Here is an 18,098-nt window from a genome sequence, read left to right as displayed (position 1 = left end):
CACTAGTGATTATGCGTCTGTACGACGGCCACGACCGTGACCACGTTCACCACGATGTGCACCACGGTGATCACCACCACGGTTGCGATCGAAACGACGTTCGCCACCTTCACGATTGCCATCGCGGTTGCCGTCACGGTTACCACGGAAGCCACCTTCGCGACGGCCGCCTTCACGACGATCACCACCACGGTTGCCGCCTTCGCGGTTGCCACGGTAACCACCTCCATCACGACGACCACCATCGCGACGACCACCGTCACGGCGACCACCACGAGACTCGCGGAAATCATCGAAATCACATACTACAGCACCAACATCTTGTTGACGGATACGTAGCTTGCTTAGCTTGTTCGCAGCGTCTGAAGTCATTGCTTTAGGTAGCTGTACGAATGTGTGACCTTGAGCTAGCTTGATCGCACCGATAGAACCTTTACCAAGACCTAGTTCGTTTGCTAGAGCGCCAACGATGTCTTTAACTTGAACGCCTTGCTCACGACCAACTTGAAGCTGGTAAGTATCCCAGTCTTGGTTGTTGAAGTTACGACCGCCGTCGCGACCACCTTCACGGCGCTCTTTACGACGTTGTTTGTCACGCTCAATTGCTTCAACCATTGGGTCTTCGCCAATGTAAAACAGAGGACGTTTGCCTTGCTGACGCTTAAGAAGCATAGCAGCAAGTGTTGCTGGGTCGATGTCTAGAGAAGTTTGTAGTTTCTCTACCAGCTCAGCAAATTTGTCTAGTGCTTTGTGCTCTTTCTCTGCTTCAAGCTCAGCGCCTAGCTTAGCTAGACGAGCTTCAGCAACTTGGTCACGTAGAGGAAGTTGGATTTCTTCCATAGATGACTTAGTTACACGCTCGATAGTGCGAAGCATACGAATTTGGTTAGTGCGAACTAGAAGGATCGCTTTACCCTTACGTCCAGCACGGCCAGTACGACCGATACGGTGGATGTATGACTCAACATCAAATGGGATGTCGTAGTTAAATACGTGCGTAATACGTGGAACGTCAAGACCACGAGCTACAACATCAGTTGCAACTAGGATGTCAATAACACCTTGTTTGATGTGATCAACAGTACGTTCACGTAGAGACTGAGGAATGTCACCGTGCAGTGCAGCTGCTTTGAAGCCACGTGCAGATAGCCAGTCAGCCAGACGCTCAGTATCTTGACGAGTACGTACGAATACGATTGACGCGTCAGTTTCTTCAGTTTCAAGAAGACGAGACATCGCTTCATCTTTCTCTACACCTTTCACTACCCAGAACTGTTGTTGAACTTTGTCTACAGTGTGGTTTTTACCAGCAACGTCAACCGTTACAGGGTCACGAAGGAAGCGTTCAACGATCTTCTTCAGCATTGGAGGCATAGTTGCAGAAAACAGAACGCGTTGTGCTGACTCTGGAGCGTGCTCCATGATCGCAGTTACGTCATCTACGAAACCCATGTTTAGCATTTCGTCTGCTTCATCAAGAACGAAAGTACTAACTTCGTCTAGGTGTAGACGTTCGCGATTGATAAGATCTTGAACACGGCCTGGAGTACCGACAACTACATGAGCGCCACTTTTAAGAGCACGCATTTGGTCGACAATAGATGCGCCACCGTAAATCTCTAGAACTTTCAAACCTTTGATATTTTTACCAAGGTTTTTCATTTCCGCTGCAACCTGAATTGCCAGCTCACGAGTCGGAGCAAGTACAATCGCTTGCGGTTTGCGTTGGTTTAGATCGAGTTTGTTGAGAAGAGGCAGAGAGAACGCTGCTGTTTTACCTGTACCTGTTTGAGCTTTACCCAGCGCGTCAGCACCTTCCAATAGGTGTGGGATTGCCGCAGCCTGAATTGGAGTTGGTGACACGAAACCCATTCCGTCTAGAGCAGAAAGGATAGAATCATTCAGAGATAAATCACTGAATTGAATAACAGAATCTTGCATTGGGATCCTACTTAATTAAACAAAAAAACAGTCCCATATGCTCTTCCAATTCGATACTGATCCATCCAGATACTGATTCCATTCAGACGGGAACACAGCACAGTACACAACCGCGATAAGCCATTAGGGACGACTAAGGGAGGCGGATTATTCCTTAAAAGCATAAAAAAATCCAGAAAAAATTGAATTACATCACAATTTATTCTCAACAATGGTATTTTTAGCATATTTTTCCACCAGCCCTACCATTCCCCGTAGATTCGCGTAGCTCACAGATGAGAATTTCATCAATATTTAAGCCAATTTCTCGTGGTTAAATAGGCAAAATTCACGGCGAAATTACGCTCCACAGGTAGTAATAATAGCTCGCAATGATTATAGTGTGCCCAACTCCATAGGTAATTTAAGAAAAGATGTTTCAAGATAACCCACTACTCGCTCAGCTTAAGCAGCAAATCCAAGAAAACCTGCCTAAAAAAGAAGGCTCAATAAAAGCCACAGATAAAGGCTTTGGCTTTTTGGAAGTGGACAGTAAGACTAGCTTCTTCATCCCGCCTGCGTACATGAAAAAGTGCATGCACGGTGACAAAGTCGTCGCCATTATCCGCACCGAAAATGAACGCGAAGTTGCAGAGCCACAAGAGCTGCTGGAACAAGCCGTGACTCGCTTTATTGGTCGAGTAAAAATGTTCAAAGGCAAGCTCAACGTAGCACCTGATCACCCACAGCTTAAAAAGCTATCTCTTAAAGCGAAACTAAAGAAAGGTCTAAAACCTGACGAGTTCGCCGAAGGTGATTGGGTTGTCGCACATCTTATTCGCCACCCTCTAAAAGGCGATAATTCCTTCTTCGTAGAAATTTCTGAAAAAATCACTGACGCGAATGATAAAATTGCGCCTTGGTGGGTAACGCTTGCTCAAAACGATCTACCAAACTCTGAGCCAGCAGGCATCGATAACTGGGAACTGAAAGACGACACGGAGCTAGAACGCGTAGACATGACTCATGTTCCATTCGTCACTATCGACGGTGAATCGACTAAAGATATGGACGATGCGCTGTACGCGAAGAAAACCGTATCTGGCGATTTCGAACTCACCATCGCTATTGCGGACCCAACCGCCTACATCACACCTGAAGATGAAATGGATAAAGTAGCGCGTGAGCGTGGCTATACTATCTATCTTCCAGGACGCAACATCCCGATGCTACCTCGCGATTTAGCGGACAACCTATGTTCTCTGATTGAAGGTGAAACCCGCCCTGCTATTTGCTGTACCGTAACGGTAAGTAAAGATGGTGTGATTGGCGACGATATTAAATTCTTCGCGGCAAACATCAAATCACATGCACGCCTAGCATACGATCACGTGTCTGATTGGTTAGAAAACGGCAGCTCTGAAGCATGGACGCCATCTGAAGAGATCGCGACCATCGTTCGTGATCTTTATGAGTTCTCTCTTGCTCGCGCTGAATGGCGTGAGAAAAACGCAGTGGTCTTCCCTGATCGTCCTGACTACCGTTTTGAGCTCAGTGAAGATAACGATGTAATTGCTATCCACGCAGACATGCGCCGCAGTGCAAACCGTCTTGTTGAAGAATCCATGATTACCGCAAACATCTGTGCAGGTCGTACATTACGCGATAAATTTGAAACAGGTGTCTTCAATACGCATGCAGGTATCAAGAACGAGAAGATTGAAGAAGTGGTTCAACTTGTCAATCCAGAAGGCCAGTTGGAGTTCACAGCGGAGTCTATTGCTACACTAGAAGGCTTTGCTGCGTTGCGCCGCTGGTTGGCAGCTCAAGAAACGTCTTATCTAGATAACCGTATTCGTAAGTTCCAAGCATACAGTGAAGTGGGTAATCAGCCTCTGCCTCATTACGCAATGGGTTTAGACATCTATGCAACTTGGACATCACCAATTCGTAAATACGGTGATATGATCAACCACCGTATGTTGAAGGCCGTCATCCTTGGTAAAGAACCCGTACAAAAACCAGATGACCAAGTAGGCGAAGAGCTAGCTCTACATCGTAAACATCATAAAATCGCTGAGCGAAATGTCTCAGATTGGCTATATGCACGCACGCTTGCTGATGAGCCGAGCAAGAAAACTTGTTTCACAGGTGAGATTTTCGATATTAATCGTGCAGGCGCACGTGTCCGACTTCTCGAAAATGGCGCAGCAGCCTTTATTCCTGGTGCACTAATTCTTGATAATAAAGAAAGAATTGAGTGCAATGGCGACAACGGTACCATCTCTATCGATAAAGAGGTCGTATACAAACTTGGGGATACATTGGAAATTGTCCTTACGGACGTAAACCAAGAAAACCGCAGTTTAGTTGCAAAGCCAACCCAGGTATTCGCTGAACAACCAGCAGCACAAACAGAACAGACTGTAAGTGAATAATACCGAATGAAGTTAAAAGGCGCTCTATTGAGCGCCTTTTTTATTTGTTATGTAAAACGATAAGAACGAGTATGCCGAACATTGAGATCATTCGCTTTAATCACTTCACTGCGCGCAAAAGTGAGCGTTACACTGCAACACATAATGGGTTATATATTGTTGAAGAAGGTGCCCTATTAGTTCATCAACCTAATGGTGAGCAATTTGAACTTAAAGCCGGAGATTTCACACTCTATAACTCCGCAGATCTGAGCAGTGCAGAAGCCGTCTCTAGTGACGGAGGCTTTAAAGCACTGGCTTTAGTCTTCAATCCAAATATATTCTGTGACTTTAAGAAAGCGCACCCGATGCTACGTTCCAAAACGGAAGAAAGGCGCTTCTATCCTTTTTCAACGCAATCCAGTGGCGAAGTAGCACAATTGAAGGACATGTTGGTTAAGTTAGCGAGTCGCAACGCTCCAGACTACACACAAAGCCATATCGCAATGGCATTGCTGTCGTTGATGGTTGAGGTAGAGCCAAACATCCTATCGATCATAGATGACGCAAGTAGCCTGAGCGACTCTCAAAAAGCCATTAAGTACATTGAGGGTAATATTGAAAAAGACATCACGCTAGAAGGCTTAGCGGCTCATATGAGCATGTCCATCGCAACCTTAAAACGTCGCCTCGCCGCAGATGATCTTTCGTTTTCTCAGATATTAAAGGTGAAACGGATAAACTTCGCAGCAACCCAACTGCGCAAGTCAGAAAAATCAATAACAGAAATAGCGTTTGAGTCTGGTTTTAAAAGTGCAGCGCATTTCAGTACAGCATTTAAATCCGTTTACAACATGACCCCCAAAGACTTTAGAAACCAAGTCGTTAAGCCTAAAGTATAAATCATGTCGGCATTCGCATCCGTTGGGCTCACCCTATTCCCAAAAACACGCTTGAGGATCACGCTCCAATTCGTTGAGTAAGTCCTCAAGCATTTGGCTAAATGGAAGTGGCTTATAAGGCACCCACCTTAACAGCTCGTTGTGATATGTGGGAACATAGAAATACCAAAGTTGGTTGTCCTCATCAAACATGATCTTCGCGACGGGAGAAGTATACTCGCTATGCTGGGAGTCGAGGAGAAAATGCGCCCGATGAAGCTCAACGCCATTTTCTACTAGCTCATAGAGGCACTTGCCCTGTTCGACAGGCAAGTTAGCATTACGCGCAGAGCAGAGCGATTGAACTGATTTGTATAAACGACTTGTCGCCATTTGGGACACTGACATCAACGTTCTCCCGATGGATGATAGTTAGAGCTGTCGATCCTAGTATATAACCTTTACATCATCACCGATGGTAGTTATCTACCTAACTCAAGTATAAGATAGCTATATTATCATTTGCCCAGATTATCATCTCAGTCCACTTGGAAACGCTAGCTCCATCACCTCTTGACTAGAAACAATTCCCCTGTTTAGCGCTAACAGTTCACAAAAGTGTAACCTGAACGCAATATCATAAACTCTGCTTTATCCCGTATATGGAGTTTAATATGTTACGTTTTACTGTGGCGACGTTATTGGCCATAGCAGTCTCCCTCCCTACCATTGCAAAAGAAATCAACATCTCGGGTTCAACTTCGGTTGCTCGTGTGATGGATGTACTTGCTGAGGAATACAACAAAACACACCCAGACGATTACGTTGCTGTTCAGGGCATTGGTTCGAGTGCTGGTATCACCATGGTCAATAAAGGAGTAGCCGAAATAGGCATGAGCTCTCGCTATCTGACTGAAAGCGAAAAAGGTGAAGATCTCAATGTATACCCTATCGCTTATGATGGCCTCGCTGTTGTTGTAAACCGTACCAACTCTGTAGAAAACCTTTCTCAGCAACAGCTGTTTGATATTTACAAAGGTAAGATTAAGAATTGGAAAGAGGTCGGGGGCGCAGATCAGCCTATCGCGGTGGTTACTAGAGAAGCGTCTTCAGGTTCACGTTACAGCTTCGAAAGCTTGCTGGGACTGACCAAAATCGTTAATGATCGCCTTGTCTCGGATATCAGCCCAAACAACTTGGTTGTAAACAGCAACAGCATGGTAAAAACCATTGTTAACCATAACACTCGCGCCATTGGTTTTATCTCTGTAGGGTCAGTAGATCGCTCGATCAAGGCGATTCAGTTAGATGGTATTGACCCAACCTCGACAAACATTAGCAATCATAAGTACAAGTTGGCGCGACCATTCCTAGTGCTATACAAAGTAGATAAGATTAGCGATGCAGGTAAAGGTTTTATCGCTTTCCTTCGTTCAGAGCAGGGACAAAAAGCGATTGCAGATTACGGTTATACGCCAGTAAAAAACTTTAATCAGTAAAAATAAAAAAGAGAGCACCTTGATGCTCTCTTTTCCTATGTAGTGTTCTCTCCGGTTTCGGAATTAGAAATGCAGTTGAATTACAGAGACCACAACCGCACCAGGTCGACGAATACCTTCAATTTCCACTTTAATTTCGCGCTCAATCTCCAAACCTTTTTTGATTGGCGTTACTTTTGTTAACGTGCTGACTGCACGAACATTATTGCCTGCTTTGACAGGGTAAGGGAAACGAACTTGGTTTAAACCCAAGTTAACTACCATTTTAGCTGTTGGGAACATTGGCTTTTCTGGATCAACTGAATCCGTCAGTTTAGGCAGCAATGCTAATGTTAAAAAGCCATGAGCGATAGTTGTCTTAAATGGAGATTCAGTTGAAGCACGCTCTGGATCAGTATGAATCCATTGCATGTCTTCCGTTACCGCACCAAATTGGTTAATACGTTCTTGAGACACATGAACCCAATCACCAGTGTGAATAACTTCGCCAATTTTTTCACTTAACTCGTCATAAAGCTTTTGAGCCTCAGGTGCCATTACGATCGGTGCAGGTTGAGGTGCAACTTCTTCGTTGACGGCTGGCTGCTGGTGATCACGAACTTTTGAGAAAAGAAAGCTATTTTGAGCTTTCCCCAAAAAGTCACTCCAATAATCGCGTAACGTTGGAGACATCCAATTCATAAACTCGGATTGATGAGCAGAAATCGCATCAACTTTGTCTTTAAATAGATTTGTGACCTTCATAAACACCCTTAAGAATTCTAAGCACAACTGGCTATACCAGTTAATTTTGAATTAGTTCACAAAGTCTTGCAAATACTTTCGGGCGAACACATGTACCCTAAAAGCATGTTATGTCTTATATATCAGTAAGATAACAATAAAACACCATTTTATTGACGTGCGCTAATATAAAGTAAAAACTCTATAAATTGGTACTTTTTGTCCCTTTTTCAAACCGTCCAACATCACATCAGTGATCATAAAACAAGCAAACAGTACTTCTATTATAATTCAGCACTTTACAAGTCGGACTATGCTCCTTATTATACCGCCCACAACGGAGAGATGGCTGAGTGGTTGAAAGCACCGGTCTTGAAAACCGGCATACGTTAATAGCGTATCTAGGGTTCAAATCCCTATCTCTCCGCCACTTATTTAGAGAGCTCGCATTTATTGCGAGCTCTCGTCGTTTTAGCTCTTACAAAAACGAGATTTAGAAATCCTCGCTCGTAAGCGAATCCAGCACTTCACTATATTCCAGTTAAAAGCCCGCTAATGTTTAGCGGGCTTTTAACTTCGATTTTCTAAAGTTTAAGCAAACTTCTTAATCATTTCAGACAGGTCATTGGTGTAATTTTGCACTTTGGTGTTCATATGATTCGTTTCAGTCATCAGTTCATACGATTCACTGTACTTTAAATTAAGCGACTGGATGTTTTCATTTATTTCATCCGTTACATAAACCTGCTCTTCTATCGCGACCGCAATTTGTTGGTTTCGTTCGACGACGTCCTGAACAAGGGACTCCAGTTGTTGAATGCTATCCAAAGCAGTACCTAGCAATGTTACCGTTCCGGTCGACATTTCATTACCTTTCTCTAACGCAGAAACCGCTGATTTGCTCCCATTTTGAATCCCTTCAATGGCCGATTTAATCTCTGTTGTCGATTCCTGAGTTCTTTTAGCTAAGGTTCTCACTTCATCTGCTACAACGGCAAACCCTCTGCCTTGTTCGCCTGCCCTCGCGGCTTCAATTGCAGCGTTTAACGCTAATAAATTAGTTTGTTCGGCAATACCATTGATGACTTCAACAACGGTTCCAATTTGCTCGGTTTGTTGGTTCAAACGTATGACCACTTTAGATATTTCGCCGAGCTCATCAACCAACTCTAAAACCGATTGGTTAACATTATCGATAACGCTACGGCTGTCTATCATCGTATTTTGCGCTTCTAACGTAGCCTCGGCGGTCGCTTGAGCATTATTTGATATCTCAGATGAAGAGGCTTGCATCTCGTTGACCGCTGTTGCGACCGAGTCAATCTCCACTTTCTGTGCGCTTAAGTTCTCCGTCACTTTCTGGCTATTTGTCGCAGCACTGTTAGCACTTGCGCGCGTTTCTTCGCAAGAGTCTTTTACAGACACGCCAACGCGCCCCAATAGCGCATTGGCAAATTGCTTACGCATCTTCATACCCAGCTCAATCTCAGCCAGATCGTTGATTCTTCCGCAATAAATATATTCCATGAGTGGATTGTTGAAGTCTTGCCTAGCCTGTTTAGCGAGCTTCTCAACTGGTCTGGTTAATACATAAATAGAGAAAACGGAAAGTAACGCAACAACGCCAAACGCTATCACTGGTGATTGATTCATTTGTAGAATGAGTAAGCCAAGAAGGTTTGAAATTAAAAGGAAGAAGGCCGATCTCATCCACAAACGTGTACGAGGAAGATACATTTTCCACGGCTTACGATTATTTCGAAGCTTCGAATACGCTTTTTCCGCTCGCTGGATGTGTATACGCTCAGGTTTAAATCTCACTGATTGGTATTCCACAACTTCACCATTAGATTTTATGGGAGAAGCAAACGCGTCAACCCAATAATAGCCGCCGTTTTTACGTCGATTTTTGACCATTCCCATCCAGTGTTTGCCAGTTTTCAGGTGAGTCCATAAATCTTTAAAAGCCTGTTTTGGCATATCAGGATGACGCACAACATTGTGGGGTTTACCGATAAGCTCCCCTTCATCAAACCCCGCGACTTCATTAAAGTTTTCACTGGCATATTTGATGTAACTGGAGGTATCGGTAATGGAAACTAGGCTGTAACTCGAAGGGTAATCGTATTCCGTTTCACTCATAAACATGTGTCCTTACATTGATTAATTAACAAACGGCAAATATGAATTTATCAGCATAACATTTACATGCATAATGATAGGTTGATTCAAAAATAAAACAAAATTATTGACAAGCTTACTTGTTACTTAATGACTCTAGTCGCATTTTTATCCTCTAATACAAGGCTTCGTTGATATGCACAAGACTGAGCACTGTTCAAAATTAATACACAAAAGCGCTTCCGTACTGAGTTCGTAAATTGTTATAAGTAATCCACTAAAACGAAAACAAGGAAGACAAACACAATGACTATTCACTTTCGTCAGCTTGTAGCTAAGAGAAACACGACACACTTGTTTATTGACGATTGGAAAATTAACACTCAGCAGTCTTGGGGGATATTCAGCGCGGATGGAGATATTGGCTCTCTGCTTGGAGACCTTATTTGTGATGAAATGTCACCAGATAGTGGGGAAATTGAGCTAAATGGGCTGTCCGTTGCGCAAGTGTCGTTATCAGAGCAACAGCGATTACTGGAAAGAGAATTAGAAAAGGATGATACGGATTTTCTTGATCGTATCGACCAAGGAAGCACTGTTTATTCATTAATCCTAGAGCAGAGCCAAGACACTGACTTAACTGAACAGCTAATTAATGATCTCGACCTAAGTCATCTTAAAGATAGTGGCTTCCGCGTTCTCTCTACCGGAGAAACCAGAAGAGTAATGTTCGCCCGAGCTTTAGCCACACAACCTGACTTAGTATTACTCGATAATCCATTTACTGGCTTAGATATTGAGCACCGAGCTGCTCTCTCTCGCTATTTACACTCGCTTTCTCAAAATGTACAACTACTCATAACCTTCTCTCGCGAATCTGACATGCCTGAGTGGATCAATAGCATCGCGCTTTTCAGTGCAGGAAAGCTTGATAGTACAATGGATAAGTCCAGTTGGGATAATCATCCAATCATTGGACAAATTAAATCTCAGTCAAAGCAACAGAGTGAAGAAATGATGAGCTTGATACGTCAGCATCAGCACTCGACGCCATTCAACAACCCAATATTTGAACTAAAGAATGGGGCTGTCGAATACACCGATAAGAAGATTTTTACTGACTTGAACTGGCGCATAGACAAGGGCCAACATTGGCAGGTCAAAGGCCCAAATGGTTGTGGAAAGAGTACCTTACTTGGATTGATCTTTGGCGATCATCCGCAATGCTACAGCAATGACATTGATATTTTTGGTAAAAAGCGTGGTACTGGCGAGACAATCTGGGAAATTAAGCAGCATATCGGCATGGTGTCTTCAGCGCTACACCTCCAATATCGAGTCAATTGCAGCGCATTAGAAGTCATTTTGTCAGGATTTTACGATTCGATTGGGTTGTATAACCAGCCAACTCGCAAAGAGATGAATATTGCAAACGAGTGGCTCGATATCTTACATATGAGCCAGTACAAAAAAACCTCATTCAAGCAATTAGAGTACGGTCAGCAGCGACTATTACTGATTGCAAGAGCCATCGTGAAACAACCCACATTATTGATTTTGGACGAGCCGTATCAAGGGTTAGATTTTTTGGGTAGACGGTTAGTTAAGAACACACTTGAACTCATCGCTAGAGAGAATTTAAGCCAACTATTGTATGTGTCTCACTACCAAGAAGACCGCTTAGATAGCATCAAAAATGAGTTAGAGTTTGTGTTTGATGAAAATGCTCAGTGTTATAGAGCTAACGTCTACCAATCATAATGACTTCGCTGCGCAAGCTGCTCATAAGGTAATGGTTTGGAGTACAGGTATCCCTGATGATATCTCACTCCCATCTGCTTTAAGTGTTCAGCTTGCGCTATGGTTTCCACGCCTTCAGCGATCAATTGTACTTGTAATTCTTCCGCGAAGTGAACCATCGCTTTTAAGACAGAAGCACTAAGGCTAGGAATACCAATGGTTTCGACAAAGCACTTATCGATTTTTAAGTAATCTATGCGCATGTGCTGTAGAAATGCTAACGAGGTTTGGCCAGTTCCAAAATCATCGATCAGCACATCAATACCATGCACTCGCAGCGCTGCAATGCATTTTCTCGCCTCTGAATCAATGAGCTGACGCTCCGTTATCTCTACCCCTAATGAGACTTTGTTTCGGCTCAACTGTCTGTCGAGCAATTGAATTTTTCTGATCGCGTTTGGTCCGACTAAATAACCAGGCGGCACGTTAATACCAAGGTGGACAGGCTGATCAAAGCCTAATTTACTGAAGTCCTCTGCCGCTTTATCCAGAACGAAATCAGTAAGTAAAAAAACCAATCCACTTTGCTCTGCCGCAGGGACAAATTCATCCGGAGAAATGAACCCCTTACTTTGATGCTCCCATCGCACAAGCGCTTCAAACCCGAATAACTGGCCGGTATCAACGTTAACTTGCGGTTGGTAATACAGGGTCAACTCTCCTCTTTTTATCGCTCTTTTAAGATCCAGTATCAAATTGCGATGAGGATCAATAAACTTATTCAACGCATACAAGCAAAGGTAGATCACGAAAATAATTGGAATTGAGTACAAAAAATAGGAAAGTGTTCTCTGTTTGACGAAAAGATCGCTGGCTTCACTCAAAGCTTCATACTCAAACATTTGCGACGATTTGATACCGATAGGATTACTTCCCGCTCTTAATGCTCCTTCAGGTGAAACTTGCTCATGGATAAACAGCGCAGAACGTTTTAGGCGTAAATCGTTGTTAAACCCTATTGTCGCATTAAAGTAGTCATGATCGATAATCGTTACGGCTTGATAACCCCGCTCTCCCTCCGTTACCACAAGCAAGAACTGATCGTACAAGCTATCAACACTACCAAGCGCTAGCGTTTGTCCCTTGGGAAAGGTGATGTGCTCAGCTAACGGTTTAGAGATACTTCCCAATTTCGAAGAACAAGTAATGACTCCCTCTTTCACAATGAGCATTTCTTCAATATCTCGTTCAAACATTAAGCTTTGCTGGAGCTCTTCACATCGCTCAGGGTGTAGCAGCGCCGTGCGGTTTTCTGTCTCTATTTGGAATAAAATTTCATCTGCAATTTGCACATTTTTTTCTAATAAATGATTGAGATTGTTTTGCACGCTTTCACGAGCTAAATACAAAACCTCTCCAATAACCAAGGGAATAGGCAGAAGAAAAATGATGGCTTTTTTAAAAATCGCCTTATTCAGCATATAAAAGTAACCTTTTATAAAACCGATTTACTGAGATGGTACCTCGATTCCGATACCCGCTAGCAACTCACGTTTTTTAACATTATTTGTTTGGATTAACTCAGTATGCGAAACGCTGAGTAATACCGCAAACTAAACAATGTCTTAATCACTCCTGTTCCAATTTAGTATCAAGCGCCTCAAACCTGAGACTTTAATTCGACACCATGTTATGTCTATCGGTAGTTGCGAAAGTCTTTACCTGTCTGTTTCTCATCATGTAAGAATTACCCATTAAAATTATTTTTCTTTTCTCAGTGATTAAGAATTATATTTGTCGTAACTCCTACAACACGTTACAACACTCTCATGACGACAAACAAAGCTAATGCTAACCAGGTAAACGAAAAATCACTGCAGTTGTTAATGCAAGTTGCAGTTAGTCCGTTCCCAGTTTCTGCGAAAACGCTAAGCGAGCAATTGAACGTTCCTTTAAGCAGCCTTTACCGACACTTAAAACTGCTTAAAGAGTGGAACTTGATCGAAGAAAGCGTTCACGACAAGACATTTGTCGTTGGTCCGGCGGCATTATTACTCATGCACAGCTATGAGACCGCGCAACATGGGCTCGACATGGTCGAAACCATACTGGCTAGGTTGGTACAACAAACCGGGGAAATGGCCGCTTATATGGTACCAGCGGGTTATCGTGCGCTTTGTGTCAGACAGAAAGAAAGTATGCAGGCGCTGCGTTGCAGCTTCGTCCAGGGTCAAAGTCAACCTCTGCTGCGCGGTGCCTCATCTAAAGTGATGCTTGCTTTTATGCCTCAAAGTCGATGCGAGAAAATCTTGAGATATTTTAATCAAGATCACCGACGTGACGAGTGGGAAAAAGAGCTCACAACCATCCGTAAACACGGATATGCCGTCAGTACTTCTGAGATTGACCCTGGTGTTTCAGGTATTAGCGCACCGGTAATGAAAGGAAGCAAACTGATTGGCGCAGTCTCGGTAATGGCTCCGGCCCACCGAGTCGAAAAGGATAAGCAGCGCATTATTTTACATGTACTGCAAGCGGCAAGGGCACTACCACCAGAAAGGTAATTCATCATGTTAAGCTTTTTCAAACGCTATAAACTCCATCACACAGTGAAACAGCCGCAACATTACCCTTTTTCTTTTATGACAGTGTGTGAGTATTTGCCACCCATGTCTAAGGGCGCGTTTGAATTAGCTGATCAAAGTTTGGAAAATGCTAGTGATTGGCTTTACCAACAACATGATCATGAAACCGCTGAAAACTATGGGCACTTCAACCACGACAAACTGGAGAATGGCGAGTTTCAGGAAGCGTTAAGTCTTTCGCTTTCTCGTCACTCAATTCCGGTTTTAGTCACTAACTGTACCGAGGCAATCTTGTCCATGTTACCTGTGGTCGTATCCTATCGAGACGAAGTGGGTGTCGTAAATATCGGGCATAACATGAACTTGAAACCGACACTTGAGCCACGCTTAGGCTCTGCATTCCATTTTGCTCTTTCTCGCTATCAAAACGTACGATTGTTTTTTGCTGGCGTCAGTGAGCAAGAGACGAAGCAGGAAACGTGGGAATACGCGGAAGATCAAGGTTGTGATTGGGTGACCGAGAAAGAGTTTTCTTTTCGTCATCGCAATAACGTTAAGCAACAGATCGGCAATTACCTAGACCACTGCGACCAAATAATCATTAGCATCGACCTTGGATCTCTAAAAACCAAAAACAGCCTTGATGGCGCGTCAGAAATTGATATCCAAATGGTTCTACGCACGATTAGGCAATGTCTGGTTGCAGGTAAAGTGAGGGCAATTCAGCTCGTTGGCGATCGAGATTGCCTGGTCTATTCGAGACAAACGAAAGCCATACTAGAAGAGTTATATCAGATGGCTCCACTCATCGTTCACGCTGCATAGCGTTATAAACATTCAGAATCAGGATCGCTTCCTTCCTGATTCTGAACCAACATGCTTACTTATTATCCTTAACTAACAAATAGTTACACATATAAATCGACACACATCACACTGGCCTCTTGAACTAACCTGACACTTACGTTGTAATAAGGCCGCTAAACTTTGGTATGACATACGAAATAAAAAATAACCAAAGTTCAATAACTAAGCGGCTTCAAAACAAAAAATTACCGCAGCTATTCCAATTTCAGTGAGCATTTGCTCACGCTCGCTTGATGCCATCTTGTTCCACTCATTAGGACATTTGATGATGCGTCTTTGCAGTATTTTCACTGCGGTTCTTTTTTTACCGCTAACCTCACACGCCACCACTTATGACGTAAAAGATCTATCTGAGTTAGGTCAACTTTGCTCACACAAGAGTTTTAGTATCGAAAGCGATGGCACGACTTATCGCTGTACAGGGAAACTAGTCCTACCCGCTGGTGATAAAATTGTCTCCTCATTACCGGAAAAAGAGATAACGTTAAAAGCAGATTATGGAATTGTGTTAGAGGGGAATAATACGATTGGTGAACCCAATAAACGTATCTCTCTACACGCCCTCGCTACCGGATTAACGGTTAACAATGAGAAAGCATCAAACCTCGACGATTACCAAAACAAGCACACTGTTATCTATGGTGATCTTCTATCTGCTTATCCAACAAAGCTGCATAACGTTCTCATCGATGGGGATATAGAGCTAACAGGTGAGGCCCTTCATATTAATGGTGAGTACAACACCATTATTGGTGACATTTTGACTCACAGCACGACCAATATATTTAATACAAACATCTGTGGTAAGGTCGAATCACAAGGCGAAACACTACACCTAAAAACAAACCATCCTTTACAAGACCATTTTGTCGTCGGTGATGTTTCTGCGCACAAATCTCTGATTATAAAAGATATGTCGATCTATGGTACGGCTGAATCTGTAGGATCGTCAGCTACATTAAGTGGCTCATTCTATAGTTCCACCGCAGCAATTAAATACTTCCAAACATTGAACTTCAACAACGCTCCAAATCAGCCTAGTCAAGTTTGTGGTGAAATCCAACAAACGCCAGGAAGTGCACAAACGAAAGCACAAGACAACAAATACACGCAATACTGTGGATTGGGCGAGGCTGATTGTCACTACTCTTCCCAAGTCTGTCCAATCACCCCTCAAGATGTTCCGAATTGCAGCATGCAGCCTCCATCGGAGAACGACTTAAACCTCAGCGTCACACCATCGGACGACATGGCACTGATGTGCGGCGACGATCTTCCGCAATTTACAGTAACAACAACCAATAATGGAGTAGTTGTAAGCGCAAAAGTCAGTGCCGTCCTATCACACCCTGACTTATTCACTTTAGAGGTGATCAAAGGTCAGCAGACATTAAAAGCAAACCAATTTATGTCTGACGACAATGGTGAGCTCGTTGTTCGAGTGGTCCCGAACGATATTGATACCATCGCGTTAGGTACTAACTACACGCTGACTTTCACTATGGCAGAAGACACCAGCAAGCATCAAACGGTTAGCTTTATGTTTACGCCATTTATGTTTGAGGCCTACTCAAAGACGAAAAGCGCCACTTTAAATGAAATACGCGTTATTGCAGGTAAACCAGAAAACGTGCATACGCGATTGCTGGCTTGTGCCTCCACAGGCGAACCTGTAGTGGCAAGCAACTACAATGGTACTCCTAAGGTTTTTCATCCATTGGTTCAACCATTAGGAGGAAGTGAAGGAAGCTTTAGCTATTCAGCGGAATTTAAAGACGGCTTGTCTGAACATGGTCTTATCACGAACGAGTCCGGCATATTTGAAGTGACATTGTCCGATCATTTTGAATGTGAGGGATTTGAAGAGTGCCCTGAAGAAGGCAAAGTGGAAGTGAAAGGGACATTTAATGTGCACTCGCGACCATGGACACTCGCTATTTGTGACAACCAACGTGCTTTGCCTTCTGGCACCTCTAAACAGGGAGATGGGTTTATCGCTGCTGGAGAACTTTTCTCTCTAACAGTGAAACCTATCATTTGGCAACCTGACGGCTCTGTAAGTGGGTCTGTTGAATCAGCACGCTATTGTGATGCTTCTATCACCCGTAATTTTATGCTTGATGACGCTCCAGCAACATCGGTTGTCTTGTCGAGTGAGCAACATACGCCATCAGAGACAGCGAACCAAACCTCAAAATTGCTAAAAAGTAGTGACTCACTGGCTCAGGCGCATAATTCAGGCAAGAATGCTCAATTCGTCTTTAATGGATTATATTGGGAAGAAGTCGGGAGCTTGAGAGTAAAAGCAAACCTAGAAAGTAAATATCTAGGTATGACTGTTAACGAAAGCTATCGTTACATCGGTCGTTTTTACCCAAAATATTTTCAAGTGCAAGACCAAGAATGGCACTACCCACATGGCCAAACTTTTGCTTACATGAATCAACCTTTTGAGAAAGTCACTTACGATGTTGTCGCACTCAATGCGCATAAGGAAAACGTGAAGAATTACGTCCACTTTTCGTCTAACCTTCAACAACATTTCGATTTAGGCGAGCTAAGCTCATACTCCGATCGGTTTTTGCCGCCTAAGCCTAAGAAGGTAGACTGGAAACTACTGGGTAGCGCGAGTGTTGGAACGTTTGTTATAGAGAAGCCCTCGACCAATGCGACTTGTAACAATAGCCCATGCTGGAAAAAGAACACGACAGATAAGCAATATCCTGATGGTCCATTCAATACCGAGACTAATAGTGACAGCAGCCAAATAGGTTTAGTCTCAGTAAAAGCCGTTGATGAGGTAAACTTCTTCGACGATAGCGAAGTACTCACAAAACAACCAGACATTCGATTCGGTCGTTTGAACTTTCAAGATGTAGGTGGCAACCAAGGCATGGTGATCAAAGTGCCACTTGCTGTAGAAACTTGGCAAAACGGTCGATTTATGACTAACTTCGATGACAGCTCAACAACGGCGAATGGTGAATATTACTTCAGCACGCCAATTTGGTCGAATGCGCCTGCAAACAACGCCATGCTTTCTGGAGTTGGGACAATGCATGTTGGCAGGATGACCGATATCGTTGCAAGCCAAATTGACTCAGCACGCGAGCAAATACAATTCCACCTGGATTTAGACGGCTCAGGTAATCGCATCCCTTGGCTGAAATACGATTGGGATAACACGACAAGTGAAGAGGAAAATCCACCTGTTACAGTTACGTTTGGTATTCACCGAGGAAACGATCGCATTATTTATCGTGGTGAGCCAAATATGCTTGGCCTAAATTAACGCGAAACGACAAAACAAAAAAAGCCCCTCAATTGAGGGGCTCTTTTCACACA

General features: G+C 43.5%; 12 protein-coding genes and 1 tRNA gene. 8 read left to right on the top strand and 5 right to left on the bottom strand.

Features of this window, described 5'->3' with window-relative positions; all coding sequences use genetic code 11:
• Positions 1-9: 9 nt before the first annotated feature.
• Positions 10-1,941, bottom strand: a complete 1,932-nt coding sequence (locus tag R7Z47_RS03275; RefSeq protein WP_005375680.1) for a DEAD/DEAH box helicase — start codon at positions 1,939-1,941, stop codon at positions 10-12.
• A 413-nt stretch (positions 1,942-2,354) separates the two neighbouring features.
• Between R7Z47_RS03275 and rnb the strand changes: the two genes are divergently transcribed.
• On the top strand, positions 2,355-4,358 hold the full coding sequence (gene rnb / locus R7Z47_RS03270) for an exoribonuclease II (protein WP_064354617.1): 2,004 nt from the start codon (positions 2,355-2,357) through the stop codon (positions 4,356-4,358).
• A gap of 71 nt (positions 4,359-4,429) precedes the next feature.
• On the top strand, positions 4,430-5,239 hold the full coding sequence (locus R7Z47_RS03265) for a helix-turn-helix transcriptional regulator (RefSeq protein WP_064354616.1): 810 nt from the start codon (positions 4,430-4,432) through the stop codon (positions 5,237-5,239).
• 33 nt (positions 5,240-5,272) lie between these two features.
• Here the strand turns inward: R7Z47_RS03265 and R7Z47_RS03260 are convergent, their stop codons facing one another.
• Positions 5,273-5,626, bottom strand: coding sequence for a DUF3024 domain-containing protein (locus tag R7Z47_RS03260; protein ID WP_064354615.1), 354 nt, complete (start codon positions 5,624-5,626; stop codon positions 5,273-5,275).
• A 266-nt stretch (positions 5,627-5,892) separates the two neighbouring features.
• Between R7Z47_RS03260 and R7Z47_RS03255 the strand changes: the two genes are divergently transcribed.
• Positions 5,893-6,717, top strand: a complete 825-nt coding sequence (locus R7Z47_RS03255; protein ID WP_017635752.1) for a phosphate ABC transporter substrate-binding protein — start codon at positions 5,893-5,895, stop codon at positions 6,715-6,717.
• Between the two features lie 63 nt (positions 6,718-6,780).
• Here the strand turns inward: R7Z47_RS03255 and R7Z47_RS03250 are convergent, their stop codons facing one another.
• On the bottom strand, positions 6,781-7,461 hold the full coding sequence (locus R7Z47_RS03250) for a MaoC family dehydratase (protein WP_005386198.1): 681 nt from the start codon (positions 7,459-7,461) through the stop codon (positions 6,781-6,783).
• A 318-nt stretch (positions 7,462-7,779) separates the two neighbouring features.
• On the opposite strand from R7Z47_RS03250, the gene R7Z47_RS03245 reads away from it, so the two are divergent.
• A tRNA-Ser gene (locus tag R7Z47_RS03245) sits at positions 7,780-7,870 on the top strand.
• A gap of 161 nt (positions 7,871-8,031) precedes the next feature.
• Here the strand turns inward: R7Z47_RS03245 and R7Z47_RS03240 are convergent.
• Positions 8,032-9,582, bottom strand: coding sequence for a PAS domain-containing methyl-accepting chemotaxis protein (locus R7Z47_RS03240; protein ID WP_213885988.1), 1,551 nt, complete (start codon positions 9,580-9,582; stop codon positions 8,032-8,034).
• Positions 9,583-9,867: 285 nt separating this feature from the next.
• Here R7Z47_RS03240 and modF point away from each other — a divergent pair, with 285 nt between their 5' ends.
• Complete coding sequence (gene modF / locus R7Z47_RS03235; protein WP_318129818.1) at positions 9,868-11,322, top strand: molybdate ABC transporter ATP-binding protein ModF; 1,455 nt, start codon at positions 9,868-9,870, stop codon at positions 11,320-11,322.
• Here the strand turns inward: modF and R7Z47_RS03230 are convergent.
• Positions 11,310-12,782 (bottom strand): EAL domain-containing protein, encoded by a 1,473-nt coding sequence (locus R7Z47_RS03230; protein WP_025768976.1) that lies wholly within the window; start codon positions 12,780-12,782, stop codon positions 11,310-11,312. The two genes, modF and R7Z47_RS03230, sit on opposite strands and share 13 nt — an antisense overlap.
• 348 nt (positions 12,783-13,130) lie before the next feature.
• On the opposite strand from R7Z47_RS03230, the gene R7Z47_RS03225 reads away from it, so the two are divergent.
• The 3 genes from R7Z47_RS03225 to R7Z47_RS03215 all read left to right on the top strand — a co-directional run bounded on the left by R7Z47_RS03225 (position 13,131) and on the right by R7Z47_RS03215 (position 18,045).
• Positions 13,131-13,865, top strand: a complete 735-nt coding sequence (locus R7Z47_RS03225) for an IclR family transcriptional regulator (RefSeq protein ID WP_005386192.1) — start codon at positions 13,131-13,133, stop codon at positions 13,863-13,865.
• Between the two features lie 6 nt (positions 13,866-13,871).
• Positions 13,872-14,711, top strand: a complete 840-nt coding sequence (locus tag R7Z47_RS03220) for an arginase (RefSeq protein ID WP_005375657.1) — start codon at positions 13,872-13,874, stop codon at positions 14,709-14,711.
• Between the two features lie 307 nt (positions 14,712-15,018).
• Complete coding sequence (locus R7Z47_RS03215; protein ID WP_262606505.1) at positions 15,019-18,045, top strand: DUF6701 domain-containing protein; 3,027 nt, start codon at positions 15,019-15,021, stop codon at positions 18,043-18,045.
• The last annotated feature ends 53 nt before the right edge of the window (positions 18,046-18,098 follow it).

The organism is Vibrio sp. 1641 (assembly GCF_033339995.1).
Taxonomy (GTDB): Bacteria; Pseudomonadota; Gammaproteobacteria; order Enterobacterales; family Vibrionaceae; genus Vibrio; species Vibrio alginolyticus.
Note: the sequence above shows the minus strand (reverse complement) of the source record. Positions and strands in the feature narration are given on the sequence as shown.

Coding starts and splice junctions, on each gene's coding strand:
- R7Z47_RS03225 (WP_005386192.1), top strand. CDS start 13,131: ATGACGACAAACAAAGCTAATGCTAACCAGGTAAACGAAAAATCACTG.
- R7Z47_RS03230 (WP_025768976.1), bottom strand. CDS start 12,782: ATGCTGAATAAGGCGATTTTTAAAAAAGCCATCATTTTTCTTCTGCCT.
- R7Z47_RS03275 (WP_005375680.1), bottom strand. CDS start 1,941: ATGCAAGATTCTGTTATTCAATTCAGTGATTTATCTCTGAATGATTCT.
- R7Z47_RS03215 (WP_262606505.1), top strand. CDS start 15,019: ATGATGCGTCTTTGCAGTATTTTCACTGCGGTTCTTTTTTTACCGCTA.
- R7Z47_RS03220 (WP_005375657.1), top strand. CDS start 13,872: ATGTTAAGCTTTTTCAAACGCTATAAACTCCATCACACAGTGAAACAG.
- modF (WP_318129818.1), top strand. CDS start 9,868: ATGACTATTCACTTTCGTCAGCTTGTAGCTAAGAGAAACACGACACAC.
- R7Z47_RS03265 (WP_064354616.1), top strand. CDS start 4,430: ATGCCGAACATTGAGATCATTCGCTTTAATCACTTCACTGCGCGCAAA.
- R7Z47_RS03250 (WP_005386198.1), bottom strand. CDS start 7,461: ATGAAGGTCACAAATCTATTTAAAGACAAAGTTGATGCGATTTCTGCT.
- R7Z47_RS03260 (WP_064354615.1), bottom strand. CDS start 5,626: ATGTCAGTGTCCCAAATGGCGACAAGTCGTTTATACAAATCAGTTCAA.
- R7Z47_RS03255 (WP_017635752.1), top strand. CDS start 5,893: ATGTTACGTTTTACTGTGGCGACGTTATTGGCCATAGCAGTCTCCCTC.
- rnb (WP_064354617.1), top strand. CDS start 2,355: ATGTTTCAAGATAACCCACTACTCGCTCAGCTTAAGCAGCAAATCCAA.
- R7Z47_RS03240 (WP_213885988.1), bottom strand. CDS start 9,582: ATGAGTGAAACGGAATACGATTACCCTTCGAGTTACAGCCTAGTTTCC.